Below are 16,957 nucleotides of genomic sequence, written 5' to 3'. Positions count from 1 at the left end.
CCACCCAACCCGACGTCGAGGAGTGCAGTGCCCCCCAAGGCCGCAGCAGGCAAGAAGCTGGTGATCGTCGAGTCGCCGGCCAAGAGCAGGTCGATCGCCAAGTATCTGGGCGACGACTTCATCGTGGACGCCTCGGCCGGGCATATCCGTGATCTGCCGCAGCCCTCGGACCTGCCGGCGGAGATGAAGAAGGGCCCGTTCGGGAAGTTCGCGGTCAACCCGGAGGACGGCTTCGAGCCGTACTACGTGATCTCCGAGTCCAAGAAGAAGAAGGTCTCGGAGCTCAAACGGGCGCTCAAGGAGGCCAGCGAACTCTACCTGGCCACTGACGCCGACCGCGAGGGTGAGGCCATCGCGTGGCACCTGCTCGAGGTGCTCAAGCCGAAGGTGCCGGTCTACCGGATGACCTTCACCGAGATCACCCGGGAGGGGATCACCCGCGCCCTGGACAACGTGCGCCAGATCGACGAGGACCTGGTCGACGCGCAGGAGACCCGGCGCATCCTGGACCGCCTCTACGGCTATGAGATCTCCCCGGTGCTGTGGCGCAAGATCGGCCGCGGCCTGTCCGCAGGCCGGGTGCAGTCCGTGGCGACCCGCCTGGTGGTCGAGCGGGAGCGGGAGCGCATGGCGTTCATCCCCGCCTCGTACTGGGACCTGGCGGGGACCTTCACCACCGACGCCGGCGAGTCCTTCGCCGCGAAGCTCCACGCCGTCGACGGCGCCCGGGTGGCCACCGGGGCGGACTTCGACGACCGCGGGACGCTGAAGTCCACCCGGTCGAAGTCCGAGGTCACCGTCCTGGACCGGACGGCCGCCGAGTCGCTCGCCGAGGGGCTGACCCAGGCGCGCTTCGAGGTCGACTCCCTCGAGGAGAAGCCCTACAGCCGCCGGCCGTCCCCGGCCTTCACCACCTCCACGCTGCAGCAGGAGGCCTCCCGGCGTCTGCGGTTCTCCTCCCGCGTGACCATGCAGGTCGCCCAGCGTCTCTATGAGAACGGCTACATCACCTATATGCGCACCGACTCGGTGACGCTGTCGAATGAGGCGATCACCGCGGCGCGCCGTCAGGCCTCCGAGCTCTACGGCCCCGAGTCCGTGCCGGAGAAGCCTCGGCACTACGCCAAGAAGAACGACTCCGCCCAGGAGGCCCACGAGGCCATCCGTCCGGCGGGAGACCACTTCCGCACCCCGGGCCAGGTGGCCGGGGAGCTCTCCAAGGAGGAGTTCCGCCTCTACGAGCTGATCTGGAAGCGCACCATCGCCTCGCAGATGGCCGACGCCAAGGGCTTCACCGCCTCGGTGCGGCTGACCGGTCAGGCCTCCGACGGGAGGCGCGCCACGTTCGGTGCCTCCGGAACCGTCATCACCTTCCCTGGCTTCCTGGCCGCCTATGAGGAGGTCAAGGAGAAGACCGCCGCCGAGGGCGAGGAGCAGGGGGAGAAGGACGACGCCGCATCCTCGGACCGGCGGCTGCCCAAACTGGAGCAGGGACAGAACCTCACCGGCGAGGACGTCCGGGCCAAGGGGCACGAGACCACGCCGCCGGCCCGCTACACGGAGGCGAGCATCGTCGCCGAGCTGGAGAAGCGGGAGATCGGTCGCCCGTCCACCTATGCACCGACGATCTCCACGATCATGGATCGCGGCTACGTGACCAAACGCGGGGCGGCCCTGGTGCCCTCCTGGACCGCCTTCTCCGTGATCCGGCTGCTGGAGGAGCACTTCGGCCGCTACGTGGACTATGACTTCACCGCACGCATGGAGGACGACCTCGACCAGATCGCCCGCGGAGAGATCGAGCGGGAGGCGTGGCTGCAGGGCTTCTACTTCGGAGCCGACAGCGGCGCCGAAGGGCTGCGTCACGTCGTCGACAACCTCGGGGAGATCGACGCCCGGGCCATCAACTCCATGGAGATTGCGGAGGGCGTCACCCTGCGTGTGGGGCGGTACGGGCCCTACCTGGAGCGTCCGAACCCCGAGGGCGGGGAGGGCGCAGAGCCGCTGCGCGCCAACATCCCCGAGGACCTTGCTCCGGACGAGCTGACCGCCGAGCGTGCGGAGGAGCTCTTCGAGAAGGCCCAGCACTCCGGCCGGGTGCTCGGACATGACCCGGAGACCGGCCGGGAGATCGTCGCCAAGGACGGCCGCTACGGCCCCTATGTCACCGAGGTCATCGAGGAGATGACCGAGGACCAGGTGCAGGCGTATCTGGACGCCCAGCCCACCGAGTACTACAAGAACGGCAAGCCCAAGCCGAAGAAGAAGCCCAAGAAGGAGAAGCCCCGCACGGGCTCCCTGCTGAAGTCGATGTCGCTGGAGACGGTGACGCTCGAGGACGCGCTGAAGCTGCTCTCCCTGCCGCGGGTGGTCGGCGTCGACGCCGACGGCGAGGAGATCACCGCTCAGAACGGGCGCTTCGGTCCCTACCTGAAGAAGGGCACCGACTCCCGTTCGCTGGAGTCGGAGGAGCAGCTGTTCACGATCACGCTGCAGGAGGCCCAGGCGATCTACGCCCAGCCCAAGCAGCGGGGTCGGCGTCAGGCGGCCGCACCCCTGGCCGAGTTCGGGCAGGATCCCACCTCGGAGAAGCCCGTGGTGGTCAAGGACGGCCGTTTCGGTCCGTACGTCACCGATGGGGAGACGAACGTGACGGTGCCGAGGGGGACCTCGGTGGAGTCGCTCACGAAGGAACGGGCCTTCGAGCTGTTGGCCGAGAAGCGCGCCAAGGCGCCGGCGAAGAAGGGCGCACGGAAGTCCGGCACCTCCACGAAGTCCGGTTCGTCGAAGTCCTCGAAGTCCTCCGGGGCGAAGTCCACGACGACGAAGAAGTCCTCCAGTGCCAAGCCCGCCACCGCAGGGTCGGGGAAGTAGGGGTCTCATGCGACTGGGCGTGCTCGACATCGGCTCCAACACCGTCCACCTGCTCCTGGTGGACGCGCACGTCGGAGCCAAGCCCGAAGCCTTCGCCTCGCATAAGCGGCCGCTGTCCCTGGTCCGTCACTTGGACCCCGAGGGCGCCATCACGCGGGCGGGGCAGGACGAGCTGATCGGGTTCATCGACGAGGCCGCCCGCTTCGCCGCCCGGCACCGGGCCGAGGATCTGCTGTCCTTCTGCACCTCGGCGATCCGCGAAGCCACCAACGGGGACGAGGTCCTGGCCCGCGTGGCCGCTGAGACCGATGTGGAGCTCATGGAGCTCACCGGGGCGCAGGAGTCGGCCATGACGTTCTTCGCCGCCCGTCGGTGGCGCGGCTGGAGCGCGGGCCACATCCTGAACTTCGATATCGGCGGCGGCTCCTTCGAAATGGCCTACGGGCAGGACGAGCTGCCCAGCACGGCGATGTCGGTGCCGCTGGGCGCGGGTCGGCTGACCCGGGACTGGCTGACCGAGGATCCCCCCACCAAGGAGCAGATCAAGGCGCTGAAGACCTATGTGCGGGAGGAGATCGCGGCCGCCCGCCTGGAGTTCCCGATGCTGAACTCCCATACCGAGGTGCTGGCCACCTCCAAGACGTTTCGTTCTCTGGCCCGGATGACTGGCGCGGCACCGTCGGCCTCCGGCCCCTATGTGCGTCGTACGCTGGCGCATAAGGACCTCAAGCCGCTGGTCAAGCGGCTGGGCCAGATGAGCGCCACCGAGCGGGCGGAGCTGCCCGGCGTCTCCGTCGTGCGCGCGCGGCAGGTCTTCGCCGGTGCGCTGGTGGCGGAGGCGGCCATGAAGACCTTCGGCATCGACGAGCTGCAGATCTGCCCCTGGGCGCTGCGGGAGGGGCTGATCCTGCGTCGGCTGGACGCCCTGGTGCGGGAGCACGGCGTCGAGGTCGCCCACGCGCCCGGGGTGGGCCATGTGGACCTCGCCCGCGAGCTGAGGCGGCCGACGCGCCGCGACGTCGCGGCGACTCGAGCGGCGGTCGAACATGCCCACCGCTGAGCCGCGCATCCCGGTGGCGCTGTCCACGTCCTCGGTCTACCCCCTCGGGGCGGCTGAGGGCTTCTCCATGGCGGCCGATCTCGGCTACGACGGCATGGAGGTCATGGTCACCCACCGGGCCGAGACGCAGCAGGCCGACGTGCTCAACGAGCTGTCCTGGCGCTTCGGGCTGCCGGTGATGGCCATCCACGCGCCCACGCTGCTGCTGACCCAGCAGGTGTGGGGCTCCGCCTGGGAGAAGCTGCGGCGCAGCGCCAAGCTGGCCGCCGCCGTCGGGTGCGCCACGGTGGTGGCGCACCCCCCGTTCCGCTGGCAGGCCGGCTACGCGGAGGGCTTCGCGGACGGCATCGCCAAGCTGGAGCAGGACACCGGGGTCCACTTCGCAGTGGAGAACATGTACCCGTGGAAGGCCGGAGGGCGCACCGCGGCCATGTACCTGCCGCACTGGGACCCGGTGGGTCAGGCTTACCCTTACGTGACCTGGGACTTCTCCCATGCGGCCACCGCGGAGGCCGACTCGCTGGACTCCTGCCGCAGGTTGGGCGGCCGGCTGCGGCATGTGCACCTGACGGACGGCTGGTCCAACGGCTTCAAGGACGACCACCTCATCCCCGGCCACGGCGAGCAGCCTGTCGCGGAGACTCTGGAGCTCATCGCCTCTCCCGACTTCGCCGACGGGCAGGGGTTCCGAGGCGTGGTGGCGGTGGAGGTCGCCACCCGTGCGGCCAAGCAGGTGGGTGAGAAGGAGCGTTGGCTGGCAGAATCACTGGAGTTCGCCCGCCGCCACCTGGCGCGCGGCGCGGCCTCGGCCGAGGGGGCCGGGGTCGATGACACGGCTGACGCAGCTGACACGGAGGAGGAGAAGTCCTGATGCGCATCGCGATGCTGGGGCTCGGGTCCATGAACGGCGCCATCCTGTCCGGTTTTCTCGCCTCGGGGGTCTCGGCCGACGACGTCGTCGCCACCTCGCGTTCGGCGGCCTCCGCCCGGGCGCGGGCCGCCGAGCATGGCGTGACCGTGCTGGCGGAGGAGGACGACGCCGAGGCCAACCGTCGCGCGGCCGCCGAGGCCGACGTCGTCTTCCTGGGCGTGAAGCCGCATGGGATCGTCGCCCTGTGCACGGAGATCCGGGACGCGCTGAGGCCCGAGGCGGTCGTGGTCTCTGTGGCCGCCGCGGTGGACCTGCAGATGATGCAGGACGCCCTGCGTGCGGGCCAGCCGGTGATCCGCTCCATGCCCAACACGCCGCTCTCCGTGGGCCTCGGTGTGGTCGGCCTGGTGCCGGGCGCCCACGTCACCGCGGACCAGACTGACCGGGTGAAGGGCCTGCTGGAGGCCTGCGGGGCGGTCCATGTCATCGACGAGGCCCAGATCGATGCCCTGACCGGCATCTCCGGCTCCGGGCCGGCCTACGCCTTCCACCTGGCGGAGCACATGGCCGCCGCCGGCGTGGAGCTGGGGCTGGATCCTGCGTTGGCCGCCGACATCGCCGCTCGGACCGTGCAGGGCGCGGGGACGATGCTGGTGGAGAACCACGTCTCGGGCGCCGCCGATGCGGCCGCCCTGCGGCGAGCGGTGTGCTCGCCCAACGGGACCACCGAGAGGGCCATCGGCCAGTTGGACTCCCATGGCGTCCCGGAGGCCGTGGTCGCCGCCGTGAAGGCCAGCGCGGACCGGGCCGCGGAGATGACCGCACAGCTGCGAGAACAGGCCTAGGCTCTCTTCCATGGTGAGGGATCGACAGCCGCAGGCCCGCGGGGGCCTGTGGTCAGACTTCATGGGGTGGATGAAGAGTGTGGCCGGGGCGTCCCCCGCCCGTGCGGCTCTGCTCATCTTCGCCTTCGCGATCGCCTTCTTCACGTCGCTGCTCATGATGCCGTGGGCCACGGCCAGCGGCCGTGCGGCCTCCCTGCCGGAGGCCCTGTTCGTGGCCACCTCGGCCGTGTCGGTGACGGGGCTGACCCCGGTGAACACCGCGGAGCACTGGTCGTTGGCGGGGGAGATCACCATCATCGTGGCCATCCAGCTGGGCGGCCTCGGCATCCTCACGGTGGCCTCTGTGCTGGCCGCCAGCGTCTCCCGCAGCCTGGGCGTGCGCACCAAGCAGCTCGCTCAGGAGGGTTGGAAGACAGATCAGCTGGGGGAGGTCGCCAGTCTGATCCGCATCGTCATCATCATCTCGCTGGCCATCGAAGCCGCGTTGGCGGCCGTGCTGGTGCCGCGGCTGATCGCGATCGAGGGCGACGTCGTCACCGGCTTCTGGCATGGGATCTTCTATGCGATCTCGGCGTTCAACAATGCCGGGTTCGTGATCCATGCCGACGGGCTGGAGGCCGTAGGTCATGACCCGATCGTGCTCTGGGCCATCATGATCGGTGTGGTGCTGGGAAGTCTGGGCTTCCCGGTGCTCTACGTGCTGTGGCGGTTCCGCTGGCATTACCGCAGCTGGAACATCCACGCCAAGCTCACCGTGGAGGTCACGACGCTGCTGATGGTCGTCGGAGCGGCGATCTACGCGTTCCTCGAGTGGAACAACAATGCCACCATCGGGGAGATGCCGATGTGGGAGAAGCTGCAGAGCTCGCTGTTCGCGTCGGTGAACATGCGCTCGGGAGGTTTCTCCGTGGTGGAGTCCAACCATGAGAACTCCACCACCATGCTGATCTCGGACGCCCTGATGTTCGCCGGGGGCGGTTCGGTGTCCACGGCGGGCGGCATCAAGGTCACCACGATCGCGGTGATCTGGCTGGCGTTCCTGGCCGAGGCACGCGGTGACAAGGAGTCGGTCGCCCATCAGCGGACCATCCCGGCCTCGGCGGTCCGTGTGGCGGTCTCCGTGGTGGCCATGGGGGCCACACTGGTGCTGATCTCCACGCTGGCGCTGATGCACATCACCGGCCTGGACATGGAGCGGCCGCTGTACGAGTCGATCTCGGCCTTCGCGACGGTGGGGCTGACCTCGGGGCTCACCGAGGAGCTGCCGCCGTCGGGGCTGTATGTCCTGGCCGCCTTGATGTTCGCCGGCCGGGTGGGCATCATTACCTTCGCGGCCGCGCTGGCCGTGCGTCAGCGCACCACGCGCTACCGCTATCCGGAGGGGAGGCCGATCCTTGGGTGATCGCCGTCAACAACGCAACCGTCCCGTGCTGGTCGTGGGGCTGGGACGGTTCGGCATCGCGCTGGCCGAGCAGCTCATGGCCCAGGGCAAGGAGGTGCTCGCCGTCGAGCGGCACAGGGGTCTGGTCCAGAAGTACTCGGACACGCTCACCCATGTGCTCGAGGCCGACGCCACCGACATCGAGGCGCTGCGCCAGATCGGCGCCGACGAGTTCGACTCGGCGGTCGTCGGCGTGGGCACCTCCATCGAGTCGTCGGTGCTGATCGCGGTGAACCTGGTGGACCTGGGGGTCCGGCACGTCTGGGCGAAGGCCATCAACCCCACCCACGGGAAGATCCTCAAACGCATCGGGTGCCATCACGTGATCTATCCGGAGCACGACGCCGGCGTGCGCGCCGCGCACCTGGTCTCCGGGCAGATGATGGACTTCATCAAGTTCGACGACGACTTCGCCATCGTCAAGATGCGGCCGCCGAAGGACCTGCAGGGCAAGACGATCGACCAGTGCCAGCCGCGGCGTCGACACGGGGTCAATGTGGTCGGCGTGAAGTCCCCCGGCAAGGAGTTCGTCTACGCCCAGCCGGACACCCTGGTGTCGCCGGGGGACACGATCATCGTCTCCGGAGACGTGACGAAGCTCGAGCACTTCGCCGAGAGCGCCTGATCGCCTATCCGGGTCGTCCTGTCGTAGGCTCGGGCGTGTGACACAGCCCTCGTTCCACGCCGCCGTGCCCACCACCGTGATCTGGGATCCGGCGCTGCTGGAGTACCGCTTCAACGCCACCCACCCGATGGATCCGGTGCGCCTGGACCTGACCCACAGGCTCTGCCGCGAGTTCGGGATCCTCGACGACCCTCTGGTGCGTCTCGTCGCGCCCGGCATCGCCGACGACGCCACCCTGCTGACGGTCCACGACGCCGACTATGTGGAGGCCGTCAAAGCCGCTTCGGCGGATGGTCTCCCCGCCCCGCAGCACGGGTTGGGCACCGAGGACACCCCGGTGTTCCCCCAGCTGCATGCCGGGGCGGCGCGGATCGCTGAAGGCGGCCGGTTGTGCGCGGAGGCCGTGCTGACCGGGGAGGCCGTCCATGCGGTGAACTTCGCCGGGGGCCTGCACCATGCCGGCCGGGCGCGGGCGGGCGGCTTCTGCGTGTACAACGACGCGGCCGTGGCCGTCCAGCGGCTGCTGGACGGCGGGCTGTCCCCGGTGGTCTACCTCGACGTGGACGCCCACCACGGCGACGGCACCCAGGACATCTTCTATGACGACCCCCGGGTCATGACGGTCTCCCTGCACCAGACCGGGGTCTCGCTGTATCCGGGCACCGGGTTCCCCGATGAGACTGGCGGTACTGCGCCGGACGGCACGAGCGCCGCCGGCACCGTGGTCAACGTGGCGCTTCCCCCTCACACCGGCGACGCCGGCTGGCTGCGGGCCTTCCATGCGGTGGTGCCGCCGCTGGTGCAGGCCTTCGCCCCGGAGGTGGTGGTGTCCCAGCATGGCTGCGACACTCATGAGGAGGACCCGCTGACGGACTGTCGGCTCAGCATCGACGGGCAGCGTCAGCTGGCCTTGGACGTCGCGCATCTGGCGGAGGAGCACTGTCAGAACCGCTGGATCGCCACCGGCGGGGGAGGGTATGAGGTCCACCGGGTGGTGCCTCGCAGCTGGACGCATCTGGTGGCGATCGCCGCCGGCGATCCGCTGCCGCTGCGCACCGCGGTGCCCGAGCCCTGGCGGGACTACGTGCGGCGCACTTGCGGTGTGGAGACCCCGGAGCGGATGCACGACGACGCCCAACTGTGGTGGCGCAGCTGGGAGCTCGGCTATGACCCCGCGGACGCGGTGGACCGGGCGGTCATGCAGACGCGCAAAGAGCTGTTCCCGCACTACGGGCTCGACCCCTGGTTCGACTGACCAGGCGCTGAGGGCCGATTCCAGGCATGGGCCCAGTAACCGCTACACTGTTCCGAGACCTTTCGACTATTCACCGACAGACAAGGATCTGCTCCCTATGGGCTCAGTGATCAAGAAGCGCCGCAAGCGTATGGCGAAGAAGAAGCACCGCAAGCGTCTGCGCAAGACTCGCCACCAGCGGCGCAACAAGAAGTAAGCTCAGCTGAGCTGACACAGACCCCGGAAGCGTCCGCGCTCCCGGGGTCTGGTCGTCTCCGGGGAGGTCCGGGGCGGCTGAGTCTCATCGATGACCAGGAGGCTGACTGATATGGATCCGTCCCAGGAGCAGAGTGCGGTGAGCCCGGGCGGCGCGGGGGACCGCGGCGTCCTCGTGGAGGTGCTGACCAAGCCGGGCTGCCATCTCTGCGAGGAGGCGCTGGCGGTCGCCACCGAGGCCTGTGCGGAGTTCGCGTTGGAGCCGGTGGAAGTGGACCTGAGCGCCGATCCGGAGGCTCTGGCCCGCCATGCTGAGGAGATCCCGGTGCTGCGGATCGACGGTCGGGTGCGCGATTTCTGGCGCTTCGATCCGATCCGGCTGCGGCGGATGCTGCGGGAGGCGACCGCTCGCTGAGCGGCGGCCCTGGCCTGCGGGTCGTGGGTGCCCCCGCAGATACGAGGAGGGCCCAGCCGATCTCTCGGCTGGGCCCTCCTCGCAGGAGCCGACCGCACGGGTTGGCCGGAGCGGATGCTCAGTGGCCGTCGTCGTCCGGGTCGTGGTGTGCGGCCCCGGAGCCCCAGGTGTCCGGTCCGTGCTCGAGGTGCTCCACCACGGCCTCGTCGTAGCCGTCCGGGAGCAGGGCCCGGTACTCGGGCAGCACGCCGTCGAGCACGGTGGCGCCGATGTCCTCCGTGTCGCCGTCGACCGTGAGGGTGACGTCGTGGATGCTGCCGGGGGCTCCGCTGAAGCCCTCGACGATGAACTCCTCATCGTTCTCCAGGGAGACGGCCTGACCGGCCGGCACGGTGAAGGAGTGGGACTGGCCGTCGGCGCTGATCTCGACTTCGACGTCCTCGACTCCGCCGTTGTTGACGGTGCCGATGGCACGGGCGGGTCCGCCCTCCTCGGCGCCGACGAAGGCGATGTGCCGGAACTTCACGTCGTCGATGTCGACGCGCACGCCGTCCGACCCGGAGTACTGGTGCGTGGTCGCCTGGTAGTTGATGGCGCTGCAGCCGGTCACGCCGATGACGGCGACGGCGGCCAGGGATGCCGCGGCCGCGCGGCGGACCTGGGAGGGGGCGAGCTTCACGTCGAGAGTCTCCTCACGATGTCGGTGCGACGATGATCGCCTCCAGACTACGTCATCTGTGTCCGTGCCAGGAGGCGTCACGCCGCAGATGTGGCCGCGCGGAGAAAGGTACGGACGCCGCCGGGGAAGGCGGTGACCAGGCCCGAGGTCGACGTCGACCCCAGGTCCGCGCGGAAGGCGGGTGTCAGCCGTGATTCTACAGGTTGTCGAAGAACTGCGGCCGCACACCTTATGCCGTGTGACGGCAAGGGTGGGATCCGACACGCTGTCGCGCATGTGATCCGTGATAAACTTGTCCGCGGGAAAGGGGAACAATTACATGATTTTTGAGGTCGGCGAGACAGTCGTATACCCGCATCACGGAGCGGCCACCATCGAAGAGGTCAAGATGCGTACCATCAGGGGCGAGGAGAAGATGTACCTCAAGCTCCGCGTCTCCCAGGGCGACCTGACGATCGAGGTTCCGGCGGAGAACGTCGACCTGGTCGGCGTGCGTGATGTGGTCGGCAAGGAAGGCCTGGAGCATGTCTTCGATGTGCTGCGTGCCGAGTACACCGAGGAGCCGACGAACTGGTCGCGTCGGTACAAGGCGAACCTGGAGAAGCTGGCCTCCGGCGATGTGAACAAGGTCGCCGAGGTGGTCAGGGACCTCTGGCGCCGGGAGAACGACCGAGGCCTCTCCGCGGGGGAGAAGCGGATGCTGGCCAAGGCGCGGCAGATCCTGGTCTCCGAGCTGGCTCTGGCCAAGAAGCTCGAGGAGGACGAGGCGGAGAAGCTGCTGGACGAGGTGCTGGACGAGGCGCCCAAGCCGCAGGACGCCGACGCCGCGTCGGCGAAGAAGTGACCTGAGGCCCGACCACGGAGCGAGGCACGCAACAGGTGAATCATCAGGTGGGACCCCAGGTCGCACCGGCTGAGACGAAGCGCCCGGATGCTGAACAGCACCGGGCGCTCGTCATTGTCGCGGCCGGAAGCGGACAGCGTCTGGGGCACGGCATTCCCAAGGCTCTCGTGGAGCTCGGCGGCCGTCCGCTGCTGGCGCGTGCGCTGGACTCTCTCGGCCCGCTCCGGGCGCCCGGCCTCGGCATCGACCTCGTGGTCCTCGTGCTGCCGGGGCTGCCGCCGGCCCGGGAGCGGCTCGCGGCGCTCGGCGCCGAGCATGCGCGCCGCGCGGGCATCCCGGTGATCGTCCGCGACGGCGGCCCCTCCCGTCCCGCCTCCGTGGCGCGTGGTGTGGACGCCGTGGCCGAGCAGGCCCGGCACCATGGGTGGGATGAACGCTCCCTGACCGTCCTGGTCCACGACGCCGCCCGGCCGCTGACCCCCGCGGACGTCGCCGAGCGGGTGGCCCGACAGGTGGAGGCCGGTTCGGTCGCCGTCGTGCCAGCGGTCCCCGTGACGGACACGATCAAGCGTGTCGATCCGGCCGGACGCCTCGGCCACCACTCGGAGCAGGCCGAGCAGGTGCGCGAGACCCTGCCTCGGGCCGAGCTGCGGGCTGTGCAGACGCCGCAGGGCTTCACCCTGGAGTTCCTGCTGCGGGCCTTCGCCCATCTGGGGGAGCTGAAGGCGGAGGAGGCCGAGGCGCTGACCGATGAGGCCATGGTCGCTGAGGCCCTCGGGGTCGACGTCGCCGTGGTCTCCGGGGACGCCCGTGCGCTGAAGATCACGACTCCGGCGGATCTGCTGGCCGCCGAGGCGCTGCTCGCCGAGCACGGCTCTGAGCCGTCCTCGCCGGGCACGGACCCTGCGGGGAGGCCCCCGGCCGTGGTCGTCCCGCGGGTCGGCATCGGGCATGACGTCCACGCTGTGGCATCGGCGGGGGAGCCTCGGGAGCTCTGGCTGGCGGGCCTGCATTGGCCCGGCGAGCAGGGACTCACCGGGCATTCCGACGGCGACGCGGTCGCCCATGCCGCCTGCGACGCCCTGTTCAGCGCAGCCGGTGTCGGAGACCTCGGCGTGCACTTCGGGGCGGACACCCTGGGCACGGACCGGGAGGACATGGAGGGAGCCTCCGGTGTGCGACTGTTGGAGGAGGCGGCGCGGATCGTGCGTGAGGCAGGATTCGAGATCGGCAGCATCTCGGTGCAGTTCGTGGCGAGGCGCCCCAAGTTCGGTCCGCGGCGCGAGGAGGCGCAGCGGGTGCTCTCGGCGGCGGCCGGGGCCCCGGTAGCGCTCAGCGCGACCACCTCGGACGGGCTGGGCTTCACCGGCCGCGGCGAGGGTGTGCTGGCCACCGCCACTGCCGTGCTGATCCCGCAGTCCCCGTCGCCAGCGGTCAGTTAGGCTTTCCCCGTGGCACTGCGACTCTATGACACCAAGACGGCGACCGTCCGCGACTTCGAGCCCCTCCAGCCGGGACGGGTCTCGCTGTACTACTGCGGGGCCACCGTGCAGGGCCGCCCGCATGTGGGCCACGTCCGCTCGGCGGTGGCCTTCGACATCCTGGTGCGCTGGCTCGAGCACAGTGGATACGACGTCCTGTCCGTCCGCAACGTCACCGACATCGATGACAAGATCCTGGAGAAGTCTGCCGCGTCGTATGCCGCGGACTTCGTGCCGGATGAGGACTACCCGGCGGGGGAGCCCTGGTTCGCCCTGGCCTATCGCTTCGAGCAGGCCTTCCATGAGGCCTATGACGCCCTGGGTGTGCGTCGGCCCCGGTATGAGCCGCGCGCCACGGGCCACATGACAGAGATGTTCACGCTCATCCGCCGGCTGATCGACGCCGGCCACGCCTATCCGGCCACCGACGACTCCGGCGACGTCTATTTCGACGTCCGTTCCTGGCCCGCCTACGGGGAGCTGACCCGCCAGCGGGTGGAGGACATGCAGGACGCCCCCGATGCTGATCCGCGCGGCAAACGGGATCCGCGCGACTTCGCGCTGTGGAAGGGACATAAGGACGGGGAGCCGGAGTCTGCCTCCTGGGACTCGCCCTGGGGTCGTGGTCGGCCGGGCTGGCATCTGGAATGCTCCGCGATGTCCACCAAGTACCTGGGTCCGACCTTTGACATCCACGGCGGCGGCCTGGATCTGCGCTTCCCGCACCATGAGAACGAACTGGCCCAGTCGGCCGCGGCCGGCGACGGCTTCGCCCGCTACTGGCTGCACAACGGCATGGTCACCTACGAGGGCGAGAAGATGTCCAAGTCGGTGGGCAACACGATCTCTCCGGAGGAGATGCTGGCGTCGGCCCGACCGGTGGCGGTGCGGTATTTCCTGGGTCAGGCGCAGTACCGCTCCCAGCTGGACTACCGGCCGAGCTCCCTGGCTGAGGCCGAGGCCGCCGTCGACCGCATCGAGACCTTCCTCGCCCGTGCAGGCGAGGTCGAGGAGATCGCTCCCGGCGATGCCGTGCCCGAGGGGTTCGCCGCGGCGATGGACGACGACCTCAACGTGCCTGCGGGCCTGGCGGTGCTGCATGACACTGTCAGGGCCGGCAACACCGCCTGGGATGCGGGAGACCGCGGCACGGCCGTCGCCCGTGCTCGGGAGGTGGCGACGATGGCCTCGGTGCTCGGCCTGCTGGACGTCCCGTCCCCGAGCCGCGCTGCGGACGACGCCGGCCACGCCGCCCTCGCTTCCCTGGTGGAGGGTCTGCTCGAGGAACGGGCCGAGGCCAAGGCGGCGAAGGACTATGCGCGCGCGGACGCCATCCGTGACCGGCTGACGGCGGTCGGGGTGCAGATCGAGGACTCCCGCGACGGCGCCCGCTGGTCGCTGGCCCGTGGAACCGACAAGGAGGCCGCTCATGGCTAAGGACTCTCGACCGAAGTCCGCCGCAGTGCGGAAGAAGCAGAAGAAGGGAGCCGTCGTCGGCTCCGGCGGGCAGGGGCGCCGCAAGCTCGAAGGCAAAGGCCCCACTCCGAAGGCGGAGGACCGGGTCTATCACAAGGCCCACCGGCAGAAGAAGCTGGCGGAGCGCGCCCAGGCCAAGCAGACTCAGCAGCAGTCCCGCGGCCGGCGCGGCTCCGGGCACGGAGCCGATGACGTCGTCGCCGGGCGCAACGCGGTGGTCGAGGCGTTGGCCGAACGGGTGCCGGCCCGCGAGCTGCACATCGCCACCGACATCGACTCGGACGGACGGGTGCGTGACGCACTGCGCCATGCCGCGGAGCAGGGTGTGCGTGTCAAGGAGGTGGCGCGCCGTCAGCTGGACACCACCACCGGCGACGCCGTCCACCAGGGCGTTGCTCTGGTGCTGGAGCCCTATGACTACGCCGACCCGGTGGAGCTGACCGAGTCCCTCCTGGAGAGCGCGAAGAAGGGCCACATCCCGCATCAGCCGCTGCTGGTGGCCTGCGATTCGATCACGGACCCTCGCAACCTGGGCGCCATCCTCCGTGCCTCGGCGGCCTTCGACGCCGACGCCGTGATGATCCCGGAGCGTCGCAGCGCCGGCGTCACCGCCACGGCGTGGAAGACCTCGGCCGGGGCGGCGGCACGGATCCCCGTGGCCCGTGCGAAGAACCTGACTCAGGCGCTGAAGGAGGCCAAGGATCAGGGATACTTCGTCCTGGGGCTCGACGGCGGCGGAGAGGTCGAACTGCCAGGGCTGGAGCTGGCGCTCGAACCGATCATCCTGGTGGTGGGCTCGGAGGGCCGCGGGCTGTCGCGTCTGGTGCGCGAGACCTGCGACCAGATCGTCTCGGTGCCGATCGCCTCCTCGACCGAGTCGCTGAACGCCTCCATGGCGGTGGGGATCTCCCTGTATGAGGTGGCGATGCGTCGTCGGCGTGCCGACTGAGCGCGCGGATCGCCACGAGATCGGGGTCACCCTGCGGTAACGTCGGTGAGGGGGCGGGCAGGCCCGTCCGGATCTGAGGTGTGAGGAGGCACGGATGGCGCGAGTGCGTGGTGAGGAGCAGCCTGGCTTCCTGGAAGTCATGGAGAACTGGCTGGTCCACCAGCCGTGGTTCCCTGCGCGCCGAGGTCGTCGCGCCTTCACCCGTGTGGGGGGTCTCCGCCTTCCGACTCCCGCCGGCGATGCCGACCCGGAGCTGTTCCTGGAGGTGCACGTCTTCGACGTGGACCACGTCGCCTCTCGACGGGAGCGTCACCGTGACCAGGTCGCCGTTCCGGTGGCCGTGCGCAGTCGGCCCTCCGCCCTGGCGGGGAAGAACGCCTTCATCGGCCGGCTGGCCCGAGCCGACGGCGCTGAGGTGTGGCTGTACGACGGCGCCCGGGACCGCGCCTTCCTGGCCGCCTGGCTGGAGATGGCACGACGCCGGCAGGGCAGTCGCAATGGGCGGTCCAGGGGAGAGGCCATGGCCGGGTTCGATCAGTGGTCCCCTTTCACCGTCCAGCTGCGCCGGACGGCGAGCGAGTCGAAGCTCCGCCCGGTGACCCGCACGATGGTCACCCCTGAGGGGCTCTCCGACGACGCCGGTCTGTCCCAGCGCGCCGTGGTGGAGTTCCAGCGACGCCCCCGTTCCGTGCGGGACATCGAGCTCGAGACCGCGATGACGCTGACCGAGTCCGACTCGTCCTCGATCGCGAAGGTGCTCGGCGTGGTGAGCTGTTCGTGGGAGGACCGCACGGCCGCACTGGCAGAAGGCGTGGAGGAGGCCTGGGCCACAGGTGACCTGGCGATCATCCGGGAGGCGATCGGCCAAGCCCCCGATGGACGGACCTTGGCCAGGAAGGCGATGGCAGAGGGGAAGACCTTCAAGCGCCTGGCTCGGCGGATGGGTCGTGCCCTGGGTGACTTCCACGCGGACCTGGCGACGGCGTTCGGCGGGCACCCGCAGAGCCGGGAGCAGCTGAAGGTGATGGCGGACCAGGCACGCACCGATCTGCGGGCCCACTGGGAGCAGGTCCGTGAGGAGTTCGACGACGATGAGCGCACGGACATGGCGGAGGTCGTCGACCTGATGCTCTCCGAGCTGCGAGAGGTCGACGAGCCTCTGCAGGTGCAGCGCATCCATGGAGCCTTGGGCCTGGCGCACACCCACCTGGCGGATCCGGAGTCGGAGCGATGGATCTTCAATGAGGACGGCGGCATGGCAGACCAGGCTCTGCCGCTGCGGGACGTCGTCACCATGCTGATGTCCTTCGCCAACGTGGTGATGGAAGCGGCGAGCGAGGGCCACCAGGGCAAGAAGCCGGCCGAGGTGGACGCGGTGAACTTCGGACAGTGGTACGAGGACGTCTCCGAGGTGTTCCTTGAGGGATACCGGCAGTCTGAGGCAGACACCACCGGAGTGGACTCGGTGTTCTTCCGAGCGGCCATGCTCTCTGAAGCGATGGACCTGTTCTCTCGCTGGCAGGGGCAGTGGGTCTTCCGGCCCTCGATGCTGCTGCAGGCGGAGTCTTGACCAGGGGGATGTCGCGAGCGTGAGCCGTGCGTCGCGAATTGTGACCACGGTCTCATCCGCGTGCAGCTCCCGGAGAGGGGCCCTGACAGGGCTGGATCCCAGTGCTGGCGCGGATTTCGGGGCGCTGTTCACGCCGAGTTTACATTCGCTCAGAGATGGTGCTAGAGTTTCATTCCGCGCCGGGGACGACGGCAAGGCCGACGGGCCTGGCGCAGGCTTCGAAGTCTTCGAGGCCATCCTGATGAGATCGAGCAGCTCGGATCGAGCGGGTTTGACAAGCAGGATGGATCAGGTAAGATAGAGAAGTTGCTGTCCGGAGGGCGGCTCGGGACCGGGTTTGACAGCCGGAAACGAGATGTTCTAGGATAGAAAAGTTG

At 69.4% G+C, this 16,957-nt stretch carries 15 protein-coding genes; 14 read left to right on the top strand and 1 reads right to left on the bottom strand.

Annotation, left to right across the window (positions count from 1 at the left end; translation table 11 throughout):
- The first annotated feature begins 27 nt into the window (after positions 1-27).
- The 9 genes from topA to SD455_RS11555 all read left to right on the top strand — a co-directional run bounded on the left by topA (position 28) and on the right by SD455_RS11555 (position 9,581).
- Positions 28-2,874 carry a type I DNA topoisomerase gene (topA, locus tag SD455_RS11595; RefSeq protein WP_311023433.1) on the top strand — a complete coding sequence of 949 codons (2,847 nt, stop codon included), beginning with the start codon at positions 28-30 and terminating at the stop codon, positions 2,872-2,874.
- A 7-nt stretch (positions 2,875-2,881) separates the two neighbouring features.
- Positions 2,882-3,934, top strand: a complete 1,053-nt coding sequence (locus tag SD455_RS11590) for a Ppx/GppA phosphatase family protein (protein ID WP_311023432.1) — start codon at positions 2,882-2,884, stop codon at positions 3,932-3,934.
- Positions 3,921-4,805, top strand: coding sequence for a sugar phosphate isomerase/epimerase family protein (locus SD455_RS11585; RefSeq protein WP_445508197.1), 885 nt, complete (start codon positions 3,921-3,923; stop codon positions 4,803-4,805). The genes SD455_RS11590 and SD455_RS11585 overlap by 14 nt, the downstream gene beginning before the upstream one ends.
- Positions 4,805-5,650, top strand: a complete 846-nt coding sequence (gene proC, locus SD455_RS11580; RefSeq protein WP_445508196.1) for a pyrroline-5-carboxylate reductase — start codon at positions 4,805-4,807, stop codon at positions 5,648-5,650. The genes SD455_RS11585 and proC overlap by 1 nt, the downstream gene beginning before the upstream one ends.
- Positions 5,651-5,660: 10 nt before the next feature.
- Entirely contained in the window at positions 5,661-7,052 is a 1,392-nt protein-coding gene (locus SD455_RS11575) for a TrkH family potassium uptake protein (protein ID WP_445508195.1), read from the top strand.
- A complete protein-coding gene (locus tag SD455_RS11570; protein ID WP_083277765.1) occupies positions 7,045-7,716 on the top strand; it encodes a potassium channel family protein in 672 nt (223 codons plus the stop codon). Before SD455_RS11575 ends, SD455_RS11570 begins: the two co-directional genes overlap by 8 nt.
- A 37-nt stretch (positions 7,717-7,753) precedes the next feature.
- On the top strand, positions 7,754-8,971 hold the full coding sequence (locus tag SD455_RS11565; RefSeq protein ID WP_445508194.1) for an acetoin utilization protein AcuC: 1,218 nt from the start codon (positions 7,754-7,756) through the stop codon (positions 8,969-8,971).
- A 97-nt stretch (positions 8,972-9,068) separates the two neighbouring features.
- Positions 9,069-9,167, top strand: coding sequence for a 30S ribosomal protein bS22 (locus SD455_RS11560; RefSeq protein ID WP_081652675.1), 99 nt, complete (start codon positions 9,069-9,071; stop codon positions 9,165-9,167).
- 111 nt (positions 9,168-9,278) lie between these two features.
- On the top strand, positions 9,279-9,581 hold the full coding sequence (locus tag SD455_RS11555; RefSeq protein WP_445508193.1) for a glutaredoxin family protein: 303 nt from the start codon (positions 9,279-9,281) through the stop codon (positions 9,579-9,581).
- Between the two features lie 118 nt (positions 9,582-9,699).
- On the opposite strand, the gene SD455_RS11550 is transcribed toward SD455_RS11555, so the two are convergent.
- The gene (locus tag SD455_RS11550; RefSeq protein ID WP_070162236.1) at positions 9,700-10,260 is read right to left on the bottom strand and encodes a hypothetical protein; all 561 of its coding nucleotides are present in this window, start codon (positions 10,258-10,260) and stop codon (positions 9,700-9,702) included.
- Between the two features lie 319 nt (positions 10,261-10,579).
- On the opposite strand from SD455_RS11550, the gene SD455_RS11545 reads away from it, so the two are divergent.
- The 5 genes from SD455_RS11545 (at position 10,580) to SD455_RS11525 (ending at position 16,580) form a co-directional block, all read left to right on the top strand.
- Entirely contained in the window at positions 10,580-11,104 is a 525-nt protein-coding gene (locus tag SD455_RS11545; RefSeq protein WP_070162238.1) for a CarD family transcriptional regulator, read from the top strand.
- Positions 11,105-11,151: 47 nt separating this feature from the next.
- Positions 11,152-12,546, top strand: coding sequence for a 2-C-methyl-D-erythritol 2,4-cyclodiphosphate synthase (ispF, locus tag SD455_RS11540; RefSeq protein WP_445508192.1), 1,395 nt, complete (start codon positions 11,152-11,154; stop codon positions 12,544-12,546).
- A 9-nt stretch (positions 12,547-12,555) separates the two neighbouring features.
- Positions 12,556-14,022, top strand: a complete 1,467-nt coding sequence (gene cysS, locus SD455_RS11535; RefSeq protein WP_445508191.1) for a cysteine--tRNA ligase — start codon at positions 12,556-12,558, stop codon at positions 14,020-14,022.
- Positions 14,015-15,010: a 23S rRNA (guanosine(2251)-2'-O)-methyltransferase RlmB gene (rlmB, locus tag SD455_RS11530; RefSeq protein ID WP_070158960.1), complete on the top strand. Its 996-nt coding sequence runs from the start codon at positions 14,015-14,017 to the stop codon at positions 15,008-15,010. The genes cysS and rlmB overlap by 8 nt, the downstream gene beginning before the upstream one ends.
- Positions 15,011-15,104: 94 nt before the next feature.
- The gene (locus SD455_RS11525) at positions 15,105-16,580 is read left to right on the top strand and encodes a maltokinase N-terminal cap-like domain-containing protein (protein ID WP_445508190.1); all 1,476 of its coding nucleotides are present in this window, start codon (positions 15,105-15,107) and stop codon (positions 16,578-16,580) included.
- Positions 16,581-16,957 lie beyond the last annotated feature (377 nt).

The organism is Nesterenkonia sp. K-15-9-6, from assembly GCF_052656005.1.
This window is presented reverse-complemented; position numbering and strand designations above follow the sequence as displayed.

Coding starts and splice junctions, on each gene's coding strand:
- SD455_RS11590 (WP_311023432.1), top strand. CDS start 2,882: ATGCGACTGGGCGTGCTCGACATCGGCTCCAACACCGTCCACCTGCTC.
- SD455_RS11585 (WP_445508197.1), top strand. CDS start 3,921: ATGCCCACCGCTGAGCCGCGCATCCCGGTGGCGCTGTCCACGTCCTCG.
- proC (WP_445508196.1), top strand. CDS start 4,805: ATGCGCATCGCGATGCTGGGGCTCGGGTCCATGAACGGCGCCATCCTG.
- SD455_RS11575 (WP_445508195.1), top strand. CDS start 5,661: ATGGTGAGGGATCGACAGCCGCAGGCCCGCGGGGGCCTGTGGTCAGAC.
- SD455_RS11560 (WP_081652675.1), top strand. CDS start 9,069: ATGGGCTCAGTGATCAAGAAGCGCCGCAAGCGTATGGCGAAGAAGAAG.
- SD455_RS11555 (WP_445508193.1), top strand. CDS start 9,279: ATGGATCCGTCCCAGGAGCAGAGTGCGGTGAGCCCGGGCGGCGCGGGG.
- SD455_RS11545 (WP_070162238.1), top strand. CDS start 10,580: ATGATTTTTGAGGTCGGCGAGACAGTCGTATACCCGCATCACGGAGCG.
- rlmB (WP_070158960.1), top strand. CDS start 14,015: ATGGCTAAGGACTCTCGACCGAAGTCCGCCGCAGTGCGGAAGAAGCAG.
- SD455_RS11525 (WP_445508190.1), top strand. CDS start 15,105: ATGGCGCGAGTGCGTGGTGAGGAGCAGCCTGGCTTCCTGGAAGTCATG.